Consider the following 17,873-nt stretch of genomic DNA (forward strand, 5'->3'; position numbering starts at 1 on the left):
GATCAGGCCTGACCGCCCTCGGCGGGCACGCCGTCGCCCTGCTGGGCCTGGGCGGCGCGGCGACGCAGACCCTCGGCGTACAGCGCCTCGAAATTGATCGGCTGCAGATAGAAGGGCGGGAAACCGCCCGCGGCCACCAGCTCGCCCACCTGCTGGCGGGCATAGGGGAACAGCACGTTCGGGCAGTAGGTGCCCAGCATCATGTCCAGGGTGCGATCGTCGAAGCCGGACAACTGGAACAGGCCGGCCTGGGCCACTTCGGCCAGGTAGATGGTCTTCTCGCCCACTTTGCAGGTCAGGGTGACGCCCAACACCACCTCGAACAGGCCGTCGGCGACGCGCGCCACCTTCTGATTGAGGTTGAGGTCCAGTTGCGGCTGGCCGGCTTCGCTGAAGACCTGCGGCGCGCCGGGCACCTCGAAGGACACGTCCTTCACGTAGATCCTCTGGATGATGAACTGCGCCTGCTCGGCGGCGGCGCCATTGTTCTGCTCGGCCATGTCGGCAACTCCGGGTGAATGCGTGGGAAAGGGCGGGATTATCGCATGTCCGGCCGGTTCAGGCCCGACCCTTGGCCAGCGGCAGGCCGGCGCCGGTCCAGGCGTTGATGCCGCCTTCGAGCACGGCCACCCGCTTGAAACCGGCCTTGACCAGCTTTTCGGCCACCCCGCCGGCGGTCACGCCCATGTTGCACACCAGCACCACCGGCGCCTCCCTGGATTTGGCCAGCAGCCTGGACTCCGGGTCCACCTGGCTGGGCAGCAGGTGCTTGCTGCCGAGGATGTGCCCCTTCTCGAACTCTGCCTGGCCGCGCAGGTCCAGCACCAGGGCGTTCTCGCGGTTGATGAGTTCGGTCAGCTGCACCGGGCTGACGCCCTTGAAGCCGCGGAACAGCCGGCGCACCTCGGTGACCACCAGGGCCACGGTCAGGCCGGCGAAGATCAGGACGAGGAAAAGGTTGTCTTGGGCAAAGCTGGTCAGGCGGTCCATCGTGCGGGGTCCGGCGGGCGGGGGCGGCATTATCGGCCGCCCGGGGCCCCGGGCAAAGCCCGCTCAACGCTGGCGGATGTCGGGCAGGCCGCTGACCAGCCACCAGCGCTTGGCCTCGCCGTCCCAACGCCAGCGCTGGCGATCGGTGACCACGCGTTCGGTCTGGGTATGGCGGTTGACCAGGCGGATCAGCACGACCTGCTCGTAGACGCCTTCCTCCGGCGTGTTCTTGCTGCGCACCTCGTAGCCGGACACCTGGTACTGCTTGTAACGCTCCATGTCCAGCTCGCCGGGCCGGTCACGTTCCAGCACCTGCGGATCCACGAAGGCCAGGGCCTTGTCGAACTCGCTCCAGCGGATGGCGCTGGTGTAGTGGTAGAGGGTCTGCTCCAGCGGGCTGCGCTTGGTGGCGCCGCCGCAGGCGGCGAGCAGGGCACACAGCGCGGCGGCGAAGAGGACGGCAAGGACTCGGGCAGGCGTGTTCATGCCCGCATTATGCACACCCCAGCCGTGTTCTGACCCTTTGATCTGACCCTTTGATCTGACCCTTTGATCTGACCCTTTGATCTGACCCTTTGATCTGACCCTTTGATCTGACCCCGGCGTTCGCTGATGCCGGCAGGGATGGATGGGGGTTCAGAGGCGGAAGGCGGCGAAGCGGCCGCTCAGCTCGGCCACGGTGGCGCCATCCGGCCCGCGCACGCACGCCTGCAGCATGGCCCGGGCCCGGCCGCGTTCGGCGAAGGCTCGCAGGAAGGCCGCCAGGTCGCTCTCCGGCGCCAGCCAGGCCTCGGCGGCCAGGTCGGCATACAGCGGCTTGAGGTAGCGCAGCTGGCTGTCGGCGACGTAGACCTCGGCGTGCGGGTAACCGGCCCGGGCCAGTTCCAGGCTGAGCAGGCCCCAGCCGGCCAGGGTCATCAGCCCGGCCAGGCTGCCGCCGAAGGCGCAGCCCTTGTCGTTGACGTTGGCGGCCAGGGGCGCGTGCAGGTGCAGCACGCCGTCTTCCAGGCGCACCGCGCGCGCCTGCATCGCGGCCACCGGCGGCATCGCCCGGTAGTGGGCGTTGAGGGTTTCGATCGGGTCCATGCACTGCTTTATGCGGTGGGCTGTGCCAAGCTGGGGCCATGCACGCTCAGCGCGAAGATGGCCCACTGGCCGGATGGTACGTCATCTCCCTGCGCCCTTCGGGCGGGCACGCGCCGGTGCGCCGTGCCGCCTCGGCACTGGGGGCGCGCACCTTGCCGGTGTCCACGCTGGCCCTGCGCGCGCTCGATCCCGGGCCGTCGCTGGCCGCGGCCCTGGCCTGCCCGGCGGTGGTGTTCACCAGTCCGGCGGCGGTGCGTTTCGCCCGCGCCCGGCAACCGCTGCAGCCGGCGCCGGGGCAGCGATGGTACGCGGTGGGTCGCGGTACCGCGGCAGCCCTGCTGCGCGCGGGCGTCACCGGTGTGCTGGCGCCTGCGGGGCGCGGCGAATCGGAAACCCTGCTGGCCCTGCCGGGACTGGAAGCCGGCGGCGGCCGCGATGTCGGGGTGGTGACGGCGCCTGGCGGACGCGGCCTGATCGCCGAAGAACTGGGCCGGCGAGGCTTCCTGGTGCACCGTGCCGAGGTCTACCAGCGCGTGCCGGTGCGACCGCGCGCCGACCGGCTGGCGGCTCTCGCGGCCCTGCCGGAGAGCTCCGCCCTGCTGGTGAGCAGTCGGGAAGCCTTCGACGGATTCTGGTCGCGGCTGGAGGCGCCGGTGAAGGAGACGCTGCAGCGACGGCCGGCCGTCGCCAGCAGTCCGCGCCTGGCCGCTTACCTCGCGGCATCGGGCTTCCGGCGCCTCGTGATGGCCGATGGGGCAATGCCGACGCAGATGCTGCGGGCGCTGGCAGCCGATGTGGGCGCGGGACGCTTCCGGTAGGATGTCTTCGCCTTCCTCATCGCCCACCGGGCCATGAATTCCGTGCTCGACGAGACTTCCGATACGCCGCGTCCCAGGCACCGTTTCGGCGCGCTGGGATGGTTGCTGGTGCTGCTGGTGCTGGCCGCGATCATGGCCGGCGGCTGGCGATGGTGGTCTTCCCGCGCGCCGGCCAACGCCGGCCCCGATCTGAGTCCGGAAGCGCTGGACGCGCGCCTGCTCGAGGTCGAGCAGGCGGTCGCCAGCCTGCGTCGCACCCAGCAGGGCCTGGAACAACGGGTCGCCGATGCCCAGGCGCGGGCCGGGCTGCTGCGCGACGAGGTGCTGGCGGTGGGCGAACGCGCCGCCATCCTGGAGGACAGCCTGCGTGAACTCGGCGCCCAGGCCAGCGAGGGCACGGAAAGCCTTCGCCTGGACGAGGCGGAGCTGCTGCTGAGCCTGGCCCAGTCGCGCCTGGCCGTGGCCGGCGATCTCGAGGGCGCCATCCGCGCCACCGCCCTGGCCCAGCAGGCCCTGGCCCCGCTGACCTCGCCCGAGTACCTCAACCTGCGCCAGACCGTGGCCCGCGAGCTGGCCGCGCTGCAGGCCCTGCCCGACGACCCCCGCAGCCGCGCCGCCGGCGAACTGGACGCCCTGCAGGCGGCCCTGCCCGGCCTGGCCAGCCGCGCCCCGGGGGCCGATGCCGACACCCCCGCCGACACTTCGACCTGGCGTCGCCTGGCCGACGCCGTGATCCAGGTCCGGCCCAGCCACGCCCAGGACCTGATTTCCCCCGACGACCGCGCTGCCGGCGAAGCCGCGCTCGGCCTGGAGCTGGCTCTGGCCCGTACCGCCCTTGAACGCCGCGACGAAACCGCCTTTCGCGCCGCGCTGCAGCGGGTGGAGCAGTGGCTGCTGCGGCTCTACGCCGAGGACGAGGCCCTGCGCGCCGAGCGCGAACGGCTGGCCCGGCTCGGCCGCCTGAACCTGATGCCCGACCTGCCGGCCCGCGGCGTCGCCCTGCGGCAGCTGCGCGACCTGCGTCGAGGCAGGAGCGACCCATGAAGCTCTACCGCAGCCTTCTGCTGGGGCTGGTTCTGGCCCTGCTGGGCGCGCTGGCCTGGCATTGGTTCTCGCAGGACCTGGGCGACGTGGTGGTGCGCTTCCGCGGCTTCACCTACAGCACCACCCTGGCCTTCGCGCTGACGGCCTGGCTGCTGCTGTGGTTCCTGCTGTGGGCCTTGTGGTGGCTGGTGCGCTTGCCGATCCGGGCCTGGCGCCGGCATGCGCGGGCGCAGGCCCGCAACCGCCTGGTCAATGGCCTGGAAGCCCTGCACCAGGGACGCTGGGCGCGCGCCGCCAGCCTGCTCGAACGCGCAGCCGCCGAGCGTCCGGAACGCGGCCTGGCCCTGCTGGGCGCGCGTCGCGCCGCCGCCGAAGCCGGCGACATGGAGGCTGCCGCCCGCCACCAGGCCGCGCTGCTCAAGCACGATCCCGGCGCCGCGGCGCTCGACCAGGCCGAACGGCTGCTGGCCCAGGGGCGCGCGGACGAAGCGCTGGCGGCACTGGCGAGCTGTCCCGCGCTGCCACCGCGCGGCCTGCGCCTGCAGGCCGAGGCCCTGGTCGCCGCCGGCCGCGCCGACGAAGCCCTGGCCCTGCTGCCGGCCCTGCGCCGGGAACAGGCCCTTGGTCACGCCGCCCTGGCCGAAGCGGAACTGCGTTACACGGCCGCCTCGCTAGGCCAAGCGCCGCAGTCGAACACCCTGATGCAGCGCTGGCGCGCCGTGCCCCCGAAGCTGGCGAACGAAGCCGAGGTGGTCGCCGCCTTCGCCCGGCGCGCGGCCCGGCTTGGCCTGGAAGAGGAAGGCGCCGAGGCCCTGGCCGCGGCGCTGGACACCCGCTGGGACGAAGGCCTGGCCGCCCTTTACGGCGAACTGCCCGGCGGCCGCGGCGACGGCGCCAAGCGGTTGGCGCGCGCCGAAGCCTGGCTGGCGCAGCATCCGGACAGTCCCGGCCTGCTGTGCGGCCTGGCCCGCCTGTACATGGAGCAGGGCCAGTGGGCCCGCGCCGAGGACCACCTGCACCGTGCCCTCGCCCAGGGCGCCGGCGCCGAGGCCTGGGAGCTGCTGGGCCACGTGTTCGCCCACCACAACGACCCGCGCGCCGCCATCGCTTACGCCAACGCGCTGCGCGCCGGCCGCGGCGAGACGCCCTTGACCCTGGATGGCCGCAGCCTGCGGGAACAGATCGCCGACCAGGCCGTCGCCGAACTCCGCAACGAACACGGCCTCCCCCTGCTTCCCCGCTGATCTGACCCTTTGATCTGACCCTTTGATCTGACCCTTTGATCTGACCCTTTGATCTGACCCTTTGATCTGACCCTTTGATCTGACCCTTTGATCTGACCCTAGGGTCAGAACAAAGGGTCGGAACAGGCCGGGATGGGGTCAGCGTTCGAGGATGGCGGCGACGCCCATGCCGCCGGCGGTGCAGATGCTGATGAGGGCGCGGCCGCTGCCCTTCTCCTTCAGCAGCTTGGCGGCGGTGGCGACAATGCGGGCGCCAGTGGCGGCGAAGGGGTGGCCGAGGGCCAGGGAGCTGCCGACCACGTTGAGCTTCGAGCGGTCGATGCTGCCCAGCGGCGCCTCCAGGCCCAGCTTCTCCTTGCAGAACACCGGATCCTCCCAGGCCTTGAGCGTGCACAGCACCTGTGCGGCGAAGGCCTCGTGGATCTCGTAGAAATCGAAGTCCTGCAGCTTCAGCCCGTTGCGCTGGAGCAGCTGCGCCACCGCCCAGCACGGCGCCATCAGCAGGCCCTCGCCGTGCACGAAGTCCACCGCCGCCACCTGCGCGTCCACGAACCAGGCCTGCACCTCCCGGCCATGCGCTGCCGCCCATTCCTCGCTGGCCAGCAGCGCCGCCGAGGCGCCGTCGGTGAGCGGGGTGGAATTGCCGGCGGTCAGCGTGCCCTGGCCGGAAGTCTTGTCGAAAGCCGGCTTCAGCGTCGCCAGTTTCTCCGGAGTGGTGTCGGGGCGCAGGATGTTGTCGCGCTCGACGCCGCGAAAGGGCACCACCAGGTCCTGATAGAAGCCGCGCTCATAGGCCAGCGCCGCCTTGCTGTGCGATTCGTAGGCCAACTGGTCCTGGGCCTCGCGGCTGATCTTCCACTCCCTGGCCATCATCTCGCAGTGCTCGCCCATGGATTTGCCGGTGCGCGGCTCGCCCACGCCGGGGAATTCCGGCTTGAGCTCGGAGAAGGAAAAGCCCTTGAAGGCACGCAGCCGCTGCCCGAAGGTCCTGGCCATGTTGGCGTCGAGCAGGCGCCGGCGCAGGCGCTTGTTCACCGCGATCGGCACGTCGGAGGTGGTGTCGCTGCCGCCGCCGATGCCGGCCTCGATCTGGCCCAGGGCGATCTTGTTGGCGACGTGGATGACGGTGTCCAGCGAGGTGCCGCAGGCGCGTTGCATGGTGATGCCCGGCGTCTGCGGCGACAGGCCCGAGCTGAGCGCCGCCTCGCGGCCGATGTTCCAGTCGCTGCTGTGCTTGAGCACCGCGCCCATGGCCACTTCGCCCAGGGTCTCGCCGTGCAGCCCGAACTTCTCCACCAGCGCGCCCAGTGCCTTGATGGACATGCCCAGGTTGCCGACGTCGTGGTAGGCGGTGTTGTTGCGGCAGAAGGGAATGCGAACGCCGCCGAGAACGGCGACACGACGGGCGGACGGCATCTGGCTCACTCCTTGGGGCTCGACTGGAATGCGACGGAAAGGCCCGGGCGACGGGCGCCACGGTTAGAATCGCGATCATAACCCGACGCCACCGTATGCTCATGGCCGATTCCGTGATCTGCTGCCTCGGCGCGCTCGCCCTGGAACTGACGCCGGGCACCCGCGCCGGCCGCGAGGCCCTGCCTGCCGAGGCCGCCGGTCGGCTGGCCGCGCTGGTGGCACGCGACCTAGGCGACATCGCCCCCGGCGCCGCCGCGCTCGACCTGGGCCTGGTGGCGGCGCTGTTCGATCCGGTGGAACTGCTGCGCCCCGGCTACCCGCTGCACGGCGAGCTGGAACGCCTGGTGGCACGCGCGCCCGGCGCCGCCGGCGGCCGGGTGATCGGCTTCGGCACCGGTGCCGAGGGCTTGCCCGGCCCGCTCAGGCCCAACCCCGACTACGCTGGCGGCCCGCTGCGCCTGCTGCCCTTCCTGCTGCGCGGCCCGGCCGACGCGCTGGCGCCGGTGGCCGAACGCCTCGAACAAACCCTGCTGGACACCGGCATGGCCGGCGCGGAAACGGCCCTGGCGGCCCAGGACGGCTTTGCCGCCAAAATCGAGCACGCCCGCCTGATGACCCTGGACGACCTGGCCGCCATGACCGCCCTGCAGTACGAACACGCCGGCCTGGCACCGCTGTGGCCGCTGCTGGAAACGGCGCTGTTCACCCCCGAACGCGAGGTCTGGCTGGACGCCCCGCCCGAACCCCTGCTGCGCCTGGCCGGCGGCGAGGCGCGCATGGCCCTGCTGGACATCGACGCCTGGTCGGAAGGCGGCTTTGCCCCCACCGGCCTGGACGCCGCCGCCCTGGGCCGCAGCTACGAGCACTTCCAGCGCCGGCAGCGGCAACTGGCGGCGGTGCTGGAAGCGCATGGCATCCCGGTCACCTTCGACCACTGCCCGGCGGGGCGCGACCCACGCGAGATCCTGCGCGCCTGAGCGCACGCCCCTGGACGCCGAGGTCCGGCGGCGCGCATCCAGGCCGGCCCGCGCCCGCCCGCATCCCTGGGTTTCCCCCGCCCTCGGCTAGAATCGCCGGTCATGGCAGCGCTCCCCCTCACCCTGGCGGTCATCACCCACAACGAGGCCGACTGCATCGGGCGCTGCCTGGACAGCGTGCCCTTCGCGGCCGAGAAACTGGTGGTGGACAGCCTCAGCGACGACGACACGGTGGCGGTGGCGCGCGCCCACGGCGCCCGCGTGGTCGAACAGGCCTGGCTGGGCTTCGGCCCGCAGCGCAACTTCGCCAGCACCCAGGCCAGCCACGACTGGATCCTGGTGCTGGATGCCGACGAATACCTCTCGCCAGAACTGGCGAAGGAACTGCAGGAAGGCCTGCCCGCCCTGATGGCCGGCGACGCGCCCGCCGCCATCCTTCGCCGGCGCACGCTCTACATGGGCAAGCCGATGCGCTGGTACCGCCCGGCCGTCGGCGAGCGCCTGGCCCGGCTCTACCACCGCGGCCGCGCCCGCTGGACCGAGGCCCGCGTGCATGAATCGCTGCGCTACGAAGGCCGCGCCGCCGAGTTCCGCGCCCCGTTCGAGCACGTCAACAACCCGACCCTGGCGCACAAGCAGCTCAAGGTGCTGCGCTACGCCGAACTGAAGTGCCGCGACTGGCTGGACAAGGGCAAGCCGGCGCGCATGTGGCAGGCGCCGCTGGTATACCCGGCCGCCTTCCTCAAGGACTACCTGCTGCGCCTGGGCTGCCTGGACGGCTGGCGCGGCTTCGTCATCTCGCACACCGCGGCCAGCTACGCGCTGTACAAGCGCCTGCGCTACTACGAGATGAAGGCCAACCCCGACTCGGTCGCGCAGGCAGCCCGGGTCCTGAAGCGCCACGGAGTGGACCGCTGATGAGCGGCAAGCGATACCTGCTGTACGGGTCGGAACGTTACGCCCTGGCGATCCTGCGGCCGCTGCAGGAGGCGATCCGCGCCCGCGGTGGCGAGGCCGCCTGGTTCTTCGACGGCCCCGGCGCCGAGGATCTGCGCCCGGACGAGCGCCTGCTGACGGTGCAGGACGTTCGGCAATGGCGGCCACTGGCGGTGATCACCTCCAGCAACGCCGTGCCGCATTTCTTTCCCGGCGTGAAGGTGGAAACCTTCCACGGTTTCGACGCCGGCAAGCCGCGGCACATCTACATCCGCGGCTTCTTCGACCTTTACTGCACGACCGGCCCGGGCGACACCGCCAGGTTCCAGGTCCTGGCCGACAGGCTGGGGCATTTTTCGGTGGCGGAAACCGGCTGGCCCAAGCTCGACCCCTTCATGCGCGAGATCGCCGGGCCGCTGCCGCCGGTGCGCGAGCGGCCGGTGATCCTTTACCACTCGACTTTCTCGCCCTCCTGGAGTGCCGCCGAGACGCTGTACGGGGAAGTGAAGCGGCTTTCCCGCGACGGGCGCTGGCGCTGGATCGTCAGCTTCCACCCGAAGATGAACCGGGCCACCCGCGAGAAGTTCATCGCCCTGCAGAACGAGCACCTGCGCTTCGCCGACAACGACAACATCCTGGAGCTGTTCCCGCAGGTGGACATGATGTGCTCGGACACCTCGTCCGCGCTAAACGAGTTCCTGCTGACCGGCAAGCCGGTCGTGACCTTCCGCAACCGGCGGCCGGGGCCGCAGCTGATAGACATCGCCGACCCGGCCCAGTTCGAGCCGGCCATCGAGCAGGCGCTGTCGCGGCCGCCGGTGCTGATGCGGGCCATCCGCGAGTACGCCGACTCCATCCACCCTTACCGCGACGGCCGTTCCAGCGAGCGGGTGCTGGAGGCGATAGACGCCTTCGTCGCCGCCGGCGGCCGCAACCGCCGGCCCAAGCCGGCGAACCTGTGGCGCAAGTTCAAGATCCGCCGCCGGATCGGCTACTGGGGGCCGGCACGGTGGTGAAGGCGCGGCGCGGCGATCAGCGCCCGCGCGGCAGGGCGGCTTCGTACATGCGGTAACCGGCGTCCACCATGCCCAGGGATTCATAGGTGCGCTGGGCGCCTTCGTTGTGGCGCTCCACGTACAGGCGCAGCCCGCAGACGCCGGGCATCGCTTTGGCCAGCTCCCACACATGGCGGTAGAGCGCCCGGAACACGCCCTGGCGCCGATGCTCCGGCGGGACGTAGACGCTCTGGATCCACCACCAGTCGCCATTGCGCCAGTCGCTCCACTCGTAGGTGAGCATCAGCGTGCCGACCGGCTGACCGTCGCGCTCGGCGATGAAGTAGGCGCCGCGGGTGGGGTTTTCGAAGATGCCGCGGACGCCGGCTTCTACGGCGGCGGGGTCGAGGCGCTTTTGCTCGGTTTCCCAGGCCATGGCCTGGGCCCAATCGGCCAGTAGCGCTGATTCGGTCGAACTTGCGGGACGGCATCTAAACATGGATCACCCGGCATCAATTGCGCGCCCGATGGAACGCGCGTCAGGCACTGCTTCAAGAATCGATTGCGCTCTGGTTGCAAGTCGCGCGTCGCTGGCAGTTGCGCTCGGCATTGGCGCTGTGGTCGATTGCTAGCCTGTTCCGCGACCCAGCTTCCGGGTCACTGTGTTCCTTCCCACCCCCAACACCCCCGCCGCCCGCTGCCGATGCCCGTTCGTATGCTCCAACGCAGCCTCCAGCAGCACCTGGTCAAACGTTTCCCGGTAGGCGGGGTATAGGCCGGTTTCGCCGCGGGCCAGGGCATCGCGCACGGCCTGGGCGAGGTGGCGGGTCCAGTCGGCGCTGGCGGCGGCGGCGGGGCGCAGGCTGCCGGCCAGGTCGCGGGGGCCGATGCTCTCGCCCGGGGCCAGGGCGGCGAGGCGCCAGCACAGGTTTTCCAGTTCGCGCACGTTGCCGGGCCAGTCGTGCTGCTGCAGGCGCTTGAGGGCCTCGGCGTTCAGGCGCTTGGCCGGGCTGCCCAGGCGGGCCGCGGCCTGGGCCAGGAAGCGGGCGGCCAGGGCGGGAATGTCGGCCTTGCGCTCGCGCAGCGGCGGCAGGCGCAGGCGCACCACGTCCAGGCGGTGCAGCAGGTCGGCGCGGAAGCTGCCGTCGCGCACCTTGGCCTCCAGGTCCTGATGGGTGGCGGCGATGACGCGCACGTCCACCCGGATCAGCTCGCGGCCGCCGACGCGGAAGAACTCGCCCTCGGCCAGCACGCGCAGCAGGCGGGTCTGCAGGCCGGCCGGCATGTCGCCGATCTCGTCCAGGAACAGGGTGCCGCCGTCGGCCTGTTCGAAGCGGCCGGTGTGCCGCTTCTGGGCGCCGGTGAAGGCGCCGGCCTCGTGGCCGAACAGCTCGCTTTCCAGTAGCTCGGCCGGAATGGCGGCGGTGTTGAGGGCGACGAAGGGCTTGTGCGCCCGCGGCGATTCCCGGTGCAGGGCACGGGCCACCAGCTCCTTGCCGGTGCCGGTTTCGCCGGTGATCAGCACGTTCAGCGGCGTCTGCGCCACCCGGCCGATGGCGCGGAACAGCTCGCGCATGGCCGGGGTTTCGCCCACCAGGGCGTCGGCGGCGAGGGGCGTATCGGCCGGGGTTTCCGGGGCCGGGGCGTCGGCCGCGCCCGGGCCACCGCCGCGGCCGGCCGGCAGGGCGCGGGCGGCCAGGGCCACGGCCTCGTCCAGGTCGAAGGGCTTGGAGAGGAACTCGTGCGCGCCGCCGCGGAAGGCCGAGGCGGTGCTGGCCACGTCGGTATAGGCCGACATGACGATAACCGGCAGCCCGGGCCGGCGGGCCTTCAGGACCTCGAGCAGGGCGATGCCGTCCATTTCCGGCATGCGCACGTCGGTGAAGACCAGGTCCGGCGGGGCCTCCTCGGCCAGGGCCGCCAGTGCCTGCCGCGCCCCCTCGAAGCCCTGCACCAGGTGCCCGGCCTCGCGCAGGGCCTCGGCCAGCACGAAGCGGACGCTGCGGTCGTCGTCTATGACCCAGATGCGGGTGGGGGTGGGCATGGGGGCCGTCCTGGGGTGAGGGTGGACGGATTCTGCACCATTTCGGTGCAAAGCATGCCGATGAGGGCCGTGCTCAGCCGCCCTGGCCGGCCATCAGCTCCTGCGCCACCCGCAGCCCCTCGTGCAGGCCCGGACGCGGTTCCGGGGCCGCAAAGGGCAGCAGGCCCAGGCGCTGGCGCAGTGCCACGATTTCCTGCCAAGCCGCTTCCGCGTACAGATCTGCCAGAAACAGCCGGTCGGCAGCCAGGTTGCCGACCTGCGCGCGCTTCTTGAAAGCGACGGCCCAGTCACCGCGGCGGATGACGAGGTCGTAGTAGGCCGCGCCCAAGGCCGGATTCCGGTAGGCGGGCGCAGTGAAGTACACATCACCCAGCACTTCCAGTGCGTACACGGAGCCGCGCGCGGCGGCGTCCTGCAGCATCAGGATGGGCTCGTTGCCGTAGCGGCCCGACATCGCCATGCGCAGCGCCGCCATCACCTGAATGCGCAGGTCCTGGTCGGCCGCCGCGCGCAGTTCCTCCACGTCAGCTCGGACCAGGTACGAGTGGGAGAAAGTGTCCATGTAGCCATGGCGGTGCAACCAGGCGGCGTCTTCCGGGCTCCTGGCGTAGTCGTTCTCGTCGCCCGGGCGGTAGTTGTAGGTCTCGCCGATCACATTCAGCAGGGTGGAGGTACGGGGTACACCGGGGCCGTCGGCAGCGCGCGTGGGGTGGTCTGCCTCCACGATCTCCTTCCCGTCTTCCGGTGGCAGCGGGGCGGCGGTTTCCGGCTCGATCACCTCAGCATCAGCCACCCGCGCCTGCGGACGCGATGCCTGCCCGCTTCGCTGCGTTACGTAGAACAGTGCCGCTGCGCAGATGAGTGCTGCGCCGACACCGATAACCAGCCCCTTCCGCAATTTCTCCCCTCCCCTCGGCCAAGCGTCGCCCATGACAGGCGGTGGATTCTGCACGATCCCGCCTCGAGCCGGACTCCTGCGTATCCAGCCAGCAGTCCCCTTGGCTGTGGGCAACGGTGGGCTGACAGGCGCGTACCGTGGGTTCGGCCATCTGAACCACCCCGCCACCCTTCCTTGCTTGTGGAATCTATGATGGCTAGACTTTCACCAGAAAGGAGCCCCCATGCCCCACCCCACCCCCCACTCCACCCCCGACCCCGCCCAGGTCCTGGCCAAGGCCGTCACCCGCGCCGCCGACCAGCTGGAGCTGCCGCGGGCCAGCCTGGCGCGGATCCTGGGGCTGAGCCCGGCCACGGTGACCCGGCTGTACCGGGGCGATTACCGGCTGGAGCCGGACAGCAAGGCCGGCGAGCTGGCGCTGCTGCTGGTGCGGCTGTTCCGCTCCCTGCATTCCATCGTCGGCAGCGGCGATGCCGCCCGCGCCTGGCTGGCGGGGGAGAATCTGGGCCTGAACGGCCGCCCCCGCGAGCTCATCCTCAGCGCCCAGGGCCTGGTGCATGTCCTCGATTACCTGGACGCCCACCGCGCTCGCCTCTGAGGCGCGTGCCTGGCGCGGCCAGGCCTGGCGCGTGGTGGAGGCGCAGCACGTGGTCGCCACCATGGCCCTGGTGGACGACGCCGCCGAGCAGGACCTGCTGGAACAGCTGCTCGAGCGCGCCAAGCCGCCCCTGCCCGCCGCCGCCCGCGGCCTGCACTACCTGCTGGCCACGCCCTTCCGCTACCCGCCCCTGCCCAGCGGCTCGCGCTTCCGCGGCCCGGGCGAGCCGGGCGTGTTCTACGGCGCCGACCGCCTGCCTACCGCCTGCGCCGAGATCGGCTACTGGCGCTGGCGCTTCCTGCGCGATTCGCCGGCGTTGGAGCGCATTGATTCGGTCGCCCACACCGCCTTCAAGGTGAGCCTGAAGGCGCGCATGCTCGACCTGCGCCGCGCTCCGCTCGACCAGGACCGCGCGCTGTGGATGGCACCCGACGACTACAGCGCCACCCAGGCCCTGGCGCGCCTGGCCCGCGAGGCCGGCATCGGCGCGCTGCGCTACCGCTCGGTGCGCGATCCCGGCCAGGGCACCTGCACCGCCCTGCTCGATCCGGCCGGCTTCGCCGAGCGCCGGCCCATCGGCAGCACCCAGACCTGGTGGCTGAGCGTGCAGCGCCAGCAGGTGGTCTGGCTGCGCGAGAAGCAGCGCCTGCAGTATCGCTTCGGAAGCTGAGGGTTCCGCGCGCCCGAGGGTTCCGCGCGCTCGCCGGCGGCAACGGCCCGGCGCGCTCAGCCCGCCCCGCCTCCGGCCGCCCCTTCGTCTCCGGCCGGCGGCACCGGCAGCAGCAGGGTGAACACCGTGTGCCCCGGCCGCGAGCGGTAGCCCAGCGAGCCGCCGTGTTCGCGGGCGATCTGCTGCGCCAGCGGAAGGCCCAGGCCGGTACCTTCGGCGCGGCCGGTGACCAGCGGCAGGAAGATGCGCTCGGCCAGGTCCTCGGGCACGCCGCGGCCGTCGTCGGCCACTTCCACCCTCACCGCCAGGCGGTGCACGTTTTCGCCGATGACGATGTGGTGCTCGGCGCGGGTGCGCAGGCTGACGTTGGAGGCGCCGGATTCCAGGGCATTGCGCACCAGGTTCCACACGGCCTGCACCAGGCGGTCGGCGTCGCCGCGGATGTCCGGCAGCGAGGGGTCGAAATCGCGGCTCAGCTTCACCGACCAGCCGGCCTCGGTTTCCGCCAGCTGGCGCACGCGCTCGAGCACGGCGTGGATGTTGGTCGGCGCGAAGGGGCGGGGCGGGGTGGGGTGCAGCAGGCGCTCGACCAGGGCCGCCAGGCGGTCCGCTTCGCTGCCGATCAGCTCCACGAGCTGGCGTGCGTCGCCGTTCTCGACCCGGCGCGCCAGCAACTGCGCCGCGCCCTTGAGGCCGGCCAGCGGATTGCGTACCTCGTGCGCCAGACCCTTGAGCGCGGCGTGCAGGGCGGCGGGCAGGGCAGTGGCGGGGTCTTCGCCGGGGAACTCCTCGGAAGGATGCGCCTCAAGGCGCAGGCCGCCGTGTTCGTCGCGTGCCAACAGCAGCTCGGCGAAACGTTCGCCGCCGCCGGGCATGGCCAGGCGCGCGCGCCGCACCCGCACCGCCTCGCCGGTGTCGGGCAGGCGCACCAGCAGGTCGGCCAGGCGGCCGCCTTCGGCGTCCAGCTCGGTGACGGCCAGGCCCTGCAGGCGGCGGGCGCTGACCCCCAGCCAGCTGGCGAAGGCCGGGTTGCAGCCCAGCAGCCGCCCCTCGGCATCGGCCCAGGCGACGGGCGTGCTCAGGGTGTCGAGCGCAGGCGGGTCGGGGCGGTCCGGCATGGCGGCAGGATAGTGCAAAGCCGCGGCCCCGGGCCGCGCCGTCGGGAAGGCAAGCGCTCGCTTCTTGCGCGCAAGCCGGACGCCGGCGGATGCCCCTCGGGCGACGCGCCGACGCCCCGCCGGGGCGGTGCCGGAACAGGCTCAGGCGATGCCGTGGCCGCCCACGGGCCGGGTTTCGAAACGTTCGCCGAAGCCGGCGATGATCGGCCGCGCCTTGGCGATGGCGGCCTGCACCGCGGGCAGGTTCAGCGAGTTCAGATGGTGTTGCTGGCTTTCCCAGACCTCGGTGATCCAGATGGCGTCCGGATCGGTCGGGTCTTCGGCCACCACGTAGCTGCGGCAGCCGGGCATGCCGTCGGTGCCCGCGAGCAGGATGGCGATCAGGGCGTCGCGCTGGCCGGGGGCGGCCTTCATCTTTCCGATCAGTCCGTACATGCGGCGTTGGCTCCATGTTGGGGGCGGGCGGGAAGCTAACACGGCGGTGGCGGCGGATCAGCGGGCCCGGCAAGGTCATGGCGCCGGCGGTGAGCCTCTGGATCGCCCCGGCTGTGAGTACTGGGTCGAGGTCACGCGGAGAAACTACGCCAGCCGCGGCTACGGCATGCTCGCCCTCGTCGAACGCAGCTCCGGCACCGTCGTTGGCTTCTGCGGTTTGGTTCACCCCGCAGGGCAAGCCGAGCCCGAGATCAAGTGCGCGCTTCGCCGGGATTGCTGGGGCAAGGGCTTCGCCACGGAAGCGGCGACCGGGCTGCTCGGCTATGCGAGGCAGCTGGGCCTGTCCGACGTCATCGCGAGCACGGACCCGCGGAACGAGGCATCTCACAGGGTTCTCCCGACGCTGCCTGGGCTGCACCCTGTCTGCCGGAGCGGGTCTGGCGACGCTGCCGCGGGTCTTCCGCCTGTGCGCGCAGCCCGCATCCTCAGTCTGCGGAAAGGTCCAGGCTCATGAACACGCTGTGCGGATCCTCGCGGTAATCGCCGAAAGGCGGGCAGGGCACGAAGCCGACGCTTTCGTACAGGCGTTGCGCCGGCAGGAAGAGCGGGGCCGCGCCGGTTTCCAGGCTCAGCCGCCGGTAGCCGCGTTCGCGCGCCACCGCCAGCAGGTGCGCCAGCAGGTGCGCCAGCGGGGCCCGGCCGGCGCCGCGCCGGCGCAGGCGCGCCGGGGTGCGCATTGACTTGATCTCGCCGTGGGACGGGTCGAGCTCCCTCAGGGCGCCGATGCCCAGCAGCAGCTTGCCTTGCCAGGCGGACCAGACGCTGATGCCCGGTTGCCGCAGGCGGTCCAGGTCGAGCGCGTGCACGCTGCAGGGCGGCGAGTTGGCGCGCATTTCCTGCAGGTGTTCGGCCAGCAGGGCGTGGATTTCCGGGCGACTGAGATCGTCTTGTTCGATGCGCATGGCGGTTGGCGGTGCCCTGAATGGCCAGAACGCGAACGGCCCGAAGCGAGCCCGGGCCGTTCGTCCTCCTTCCCGTGCCGGGCCAGGCTCAGATGCCGTAGTACAGCTGGTACTCCAGCGGGTGCGTGGCGGCGCGGAACTTGGTCACTTCCTGCATCTTCAGGGCGATGTAGCCGTCAATGAAGTCGTCGCTCATCACGCCGCCGGCCTTGAGGAACTCGCGGTCCTTGTCCAGGGCTTCCAGGGCCTGGTCGAGGCTGTGGCAGACGGTCGGGATGTTCTTCTCCTCCTCCGGCGGCAGGTCGTACAGGTCCTTGTCGCTGGGTGCGCCCGGATCGATCTTGTTCTTGATGCCGTCCAGGCCAGCCATCATCAGGGCGGTGAAGGTGAGGTAGCCCGACTGCATCGGGTCCGGGAAGCGCATCTCGATGCGGCGCGCCTTCGGATTGGACACGTAGGGGATGCGGCACGACGCCGAGCGGTTACGGGCCGAGTAGGCCAGCATCACCGGCGCCTCGAAGCCCGGCACCAGGCGCTTGTAGCTGTTGGTGGTCGAGTTGGCGAAGGCGTTGATGGCGCGGGCATGCTTGAAGATGCCGCCGATGTACCACAGCGCCAGCTGGCTCAGGCCGCCGTAGCCGTCGCCGCTGAACAGGTTCTGCCCGCCCTTGGCCAGGCTCTGGTGCACGTGCATGCCGCTGCCGTTGTCGCCGACCAGGGGCTTGGGCATGAAGGTGGCGGTCTTGCCGTTGCGATGGGCGACGTTCTTGACGATGTACTTCAGGGTCAGCAGCTCGTCGGCCTTCTTCACCAGCGAGTTGAACTTGGTGCCGATCTCGCACTGGCCGGCATTGGCCACCTCGTGGTGGTGCACTTCGACCTCGATGCCGGCGGCGGCCAGCACCTTGCACATCTCGGCGCGGATGTCGTGCAGCGAATCGGTCGGGGCCACCGGGAAGTAGCCGCCCTTCACGCCCGGCCGGTAGCCGGTGTTGCCGCCCTCGTACTTCTTCCTGCTGTTCCAGTGCGCTTCCTCGGACTCGATCTCGAAGAAGGTGTGGCCCATTTCGTTGGCCCAGCGCACGGAATCGAAGATGAAGAACTCGGGCTCGGGTCCGAAGAAGGCCTGATCGGCGATGCCACTGGCCTTGAGGTAGGCCTCGGCGCGCTTGGCGACGCCGCGCGGGCAGCGGCTGTAGCCCTGCATGGTGGCCGGGTCGAGCACGTCGCAGGTCAGGATCAGCGTCGGGTCGGCGGTGAAGGGATCCACCCAGGCGGTGTCCGGGTCCGGCAGCAGCACCATGTCGGACTCGTTGATGCCCTTCCAGCCCGAGATCGAGCTGCCGTCGAACATCTTGCCGTCCTCGAACAGGGCCGGTTCGACGATGCTCACCGGGAAGGTGACGTGGTGCTGCACGCCGCGGATGTCGGCGAAGCGCAGGTCCACGAACTCGATGGCGTGGTCCTTGATGAGTTTCTCGATGTGCGCGTAGGGCATGGCGGATGGCTCCGGAGAGTGGGTAGGGCTGCCCCGTCAGGTGCAAGGGGCGTGCCAGCTCTGGCGGCCTCGTAAGCCTTTGATATGCCTTTGTTCCTGAGAGCGGTGCCGGATGGTCGGCACCACCATGGGGCGGCGCTTGGC

General features: G+C 71.1%; 21 protein-coding genes. 9 read left to right on the plus strand and 12 right to left on the minus strand.

The features are described from left to right. Positions 1 to 2 precede the first annotated feature (2 nt). The 4 genes from secB to F0415_RS08615 form a co-directional block, all read right to left on the minus strand. Positions 3 to 500: a protein-export chaperone SecB gene (gene secB / locus F0415_RS08600; protein WP_149860802.1), complete on the minus strand. Its 498-nt coding sequence runs from the start codon at positions 498 to 500 to the stop codon at positions 3 to 5. A gap of 58 nt (positions 501 to 558) precedes the next feature. Then, positions 559 to 990, minus strand: a complete 432-nt coding sequence (locus F0415_RS08605) for a rhodanese-like domain-containing protein (RefSeq protein ID WP_149860803.1) — start codon at positions 988 to 990, stop codon at positions 559 to 561. Positions 991 to 1,053: 63 nt separating this feature from the next. Then, entirely contained in the window at positions 1,054 to 1,476 is a 423-nt protein-coding gene (locus F0415_RS08610) for a hypothetical protein (protein WP_149860804.1), read from the minus strand. A gap of 150 nt (positions 1,477 to 1,626) precedes the next feature. Continuing rightward, complete coding sequence (locus F0415_RS08615; RefSeq protein WP_149860805.1) at positions 1,627 to 2,076, minus strand: YiiD C-terminal domain-containing protein; 450 nt, start codon at positions 2,074 to 2,076, stop codon at positions 1,627 to 1,629. Between the two features lie 38 nt (positions 2,077 to 2,114). On the opposite strand from F0415_RS08615, the gene F0415_RS08620 reads away from it, so the two are divergent. The 3 genes from F0415_RS08620 to F0415_RS08630 are packed head-to-tail and all read left to right on the plus strand — an operon-like array spanning position 2,115 to position 5,182. Continuing rightward, positions 2,115 to 2,894 (plus strand): uroporphyrinogen-III synthase, encoded by a 780-nt coding sequence (locus F0415_RS08620; protein WP_149860806.1) that lies wholly within the window; start codon positions 2,115 to 2,117, stop codon positions 2,892 to 2,894. 33 nt (positions 2,895 to 2,927) lie between these two features. Beyond that, the gene (locus tag F0415_RS08625; protein ID WP_149860807.1) at positions 2,928 to 3,938 is read left to right on the plus strand and encodes a uroporphyrinogen-III C-methyltransferase; all 1,011 of its coding nucleotides are present in this window, start codon (positions 2,928 to 2,930) and stop codon (positions 3,936 to 3,938) included. After that, positions 3,935 to 5,182, plus strand: a complete 1,248-nt coding sequence (locus F0415_RS08630; protein WP_149860808.1) for a heme biosynthesis protein HemY — start codon at positions 3,935 to 3,937, stop codon at positions 5,180 to 5,182. The genes F0415_RS08625 and F0415_RS08630 overlap by 4 nt, the downstream gene beginning before the upstream one ends. Before the next feature lie 138 nt (positions 5,183 to 5,320). Here F0415_RS08630 and F0415_RS08635 read toward each other — a convergent pair whose 3' ends face one another. Beyond that, positions 5,321 to 6,598 carry an acetyl-CoA C-acetyltransferase gene (locus F0415_RS08635; protein WP_149860809.1) on the minus strand — a complete coding sequence of 426 codons (1,278 nt, stop codon included), beginning with the start codon at positions 6,596 to 6,598 and terminating at the stop codon, positions 5,321 to 5,323. A 101-nt stretch (positions 6,599 to 6,699) separates the two neighbouring features. Here F0415_RS08635 and F0415_RS08640 point away from each other — a divergent pair, with 101 nt between their 5' ends. The 3 genes from F0415_RS08640 to F0415_RS08650 all read left to right on the plus strand — a co-directional run bounded on the left by F0415_RS08640 (position 6,700) and on the right by F0415_RS08650 (position 9,527). Then, positions 6,700 to 7,575, plus strand: a complete 876-nt coding sequence (locus tag F0415_RS08640; RefSeq protein ID WP_149860810.1) for a hypothetical protein — start codon at positions 6,700 to 6,702, stop codon at positions 7,573 to 7,575. Between the two features lie 102 nt (positions 7,576 to 7,677). Then, positions 7,678 to 8,493 (plus strand): glycosyltransferase family 2 protein, encoded by an 816-nt coding sequence (locus F0415_RS08645; protein WP_149860811.1) that lies wholly within the window; start codon positions 7,678 to 7,680, stop codon positions 8,491 to 8,493. Further along, a complete protein-coding gene (locus F0415_RS08650) occupies positions 8,493 to 9,527 on the plus strand; it encodes a CDP-glycerol glycerophosphotransferase family protein (RefSeq protein ID WP_149860812.1) in 1,035 nt (344 codons plus the stop codon). Before F0415_RS08645 ends, F0415_RS08650 begins: the two co-directional genes overlap by 1 nt. A gap of 16 nt (positions 9,528 to 9,543) precedes the next feature. Here the strand turns inward: F0415_RS08650 and F0415_RS08655 are convergent, their stop codons facing one another. The 3 genes from F0415_RS08655 to F0415_RS08665 form a co-directional block, all read right to left on the minus strand. After that, positions 9,544 to 10,005, minus strand: coding sequence for a GNAT family N-acetyltransferase (locus tag F0415_RS08655; protein ID WP_149860813.1), 462 nt, complete (start codon positions 10,003 to 10,005; stop codon positions 9,544 to 9,546). Between the two features lie 129 nt (positions 10,006 to 10,134). Further along, complete coding sequence (gene ntrC / locus F0415_RS08660; protein ID WP_149860814.1) at positions 10,135 to 11,550, minus strand: nitrogen regulation protein NR(I); 1,416 nt, start codon at positions 11,548 to 11,550, stop codon at positions 10,135 to 10,137. Between the two features lie 73 nt (positions 11,551 to 11,623). Then, on the minus strand, positions 11,624 to 12,343 hold the full coding sequence (locus F0415_RS08665; protein WP_188310342.1) for a hypothetical protein: 720 nt from the start codon (positions 12,341 to 12,343) through the stop codon (positions 11,624 to 11,626). A 328-nt stretch (positions 12,344 to 12,671) separates the two neighbouring features. Here F0415_RS08665 and F0415_RS08670 point away from each other — a divergent pair, with 328 nt between their 5' ends. Then, positions 12,672 to 13,046, plus strand: a complete 375-nt coding sequence (locus tag F0415_RS08670) for an antitoxin Xre-like helix-turn-helix domain-containing protein (protein WP_149860816.1) — start codon at positions 12,672 to 12,674, stop codon at positions 13,044 to 13,046. Beyond that, entirely contained in the window at positions 13,006 to 13,716 is a 711-nt protein-coding gene (locus tag F0415_RS08675) for an RES family NAD+ phosphorylase (RefSeq protein ID WP_149860817.1), read from the plus strand. Before F0415_RS08670 ends, F0415_RS08675 begins: the two co-directional genes overlap by 41 nt. Positions 13,717 to 13,772: 56 nt before the next feature. On the opposite strand, the gene F0415_RS08680 is transcribed toward F0415_RS08675, so the two are convergent. Next, the gene (locus tag F0415_RS08680) at positions 13,773 to 14,834 is read right to left on the minus strand and encodes a two-component system sensor histidine kinase NtrB (RefSeq protein WP_149860818.1); all 1,062 of its coding nucleotides are present in this window, start codon (positions 14,832 to 14,834) and stop codon (positions 13,773 to 13,775) included. A 141-nt stretch (positions 14,835 to 14,975) separates the two neighbouring features. Further along, complete coding sequence (locus F0415_RS08685; RefSeq protein ID WP_149860819.1) at positions 14,976 to 15,269, minus strand: putative quinol monooxygenase; 294 nt, start codon at positions 15,267 to 15,269, stop codon at positions 14,976 to 14,978. Here F0415_RS08685 and F0415_RS12865 point away from each other — a divergent pair. Then, positions 15,268 to 15,783 carry a GNAT family N-acetyltransferase gene (locus F0415_RS12865; protein ID WP_425457840.1) on the plus strand — a complete coding sequence of 172 codons (516 nt, stop codon included), beginning with the start codon at positions 15,268 to 15,270 and terminating at the stop codon, positions 15,781 to 15,783. The two genes, F0415_RS08685 and F0415_RS12865, sit on opposite strands and share 2 nt — an antisense overlap. Here the strand turns inward: F0415_RS12865 and F0415_RS08695 are convergent. Together F0415_RS08695 and glnA are read right to left on the minus strand one after the other, a co-directional pair. Continuing rightward, entirely contained in the window at positions 15,755 to 16,231 is a 477-nt protein-coding gene (locus tag F0415_RS08695) for a GNAT family N-acetyltransferase (protein ID WP_149860821.1), read from the minus strand. The genes F0415_RS12865 and F0415_RS08695 overlap by 29 nt on opposite strands. Positions 16,232 to 16,319: 88 nt before the next feature. Continuing rightward, positions 16,320 to 17,729, minus strand: a complete 1,410-nt coding sequence (gene glnA, locus F0415_RS08700) for a type I glutamate--ammonia ligase (protein ID WP_149860822.1) — start codon at positions 17,727 to 17,729, stop codon at positions 16,320 to 16,322. Positions 17,730 to 17,873 lie beyond the last annotated feature (144 nt).

The organism is Arenimonas fontis, from assembly GCF_008386465.1.
Lineage (GTDB): Bacteria > Pseudomonadota > Gammaproteobacteria > Xanthomonadales > Xanthomonadaceae > Arenimonas > Arenimonas fontis.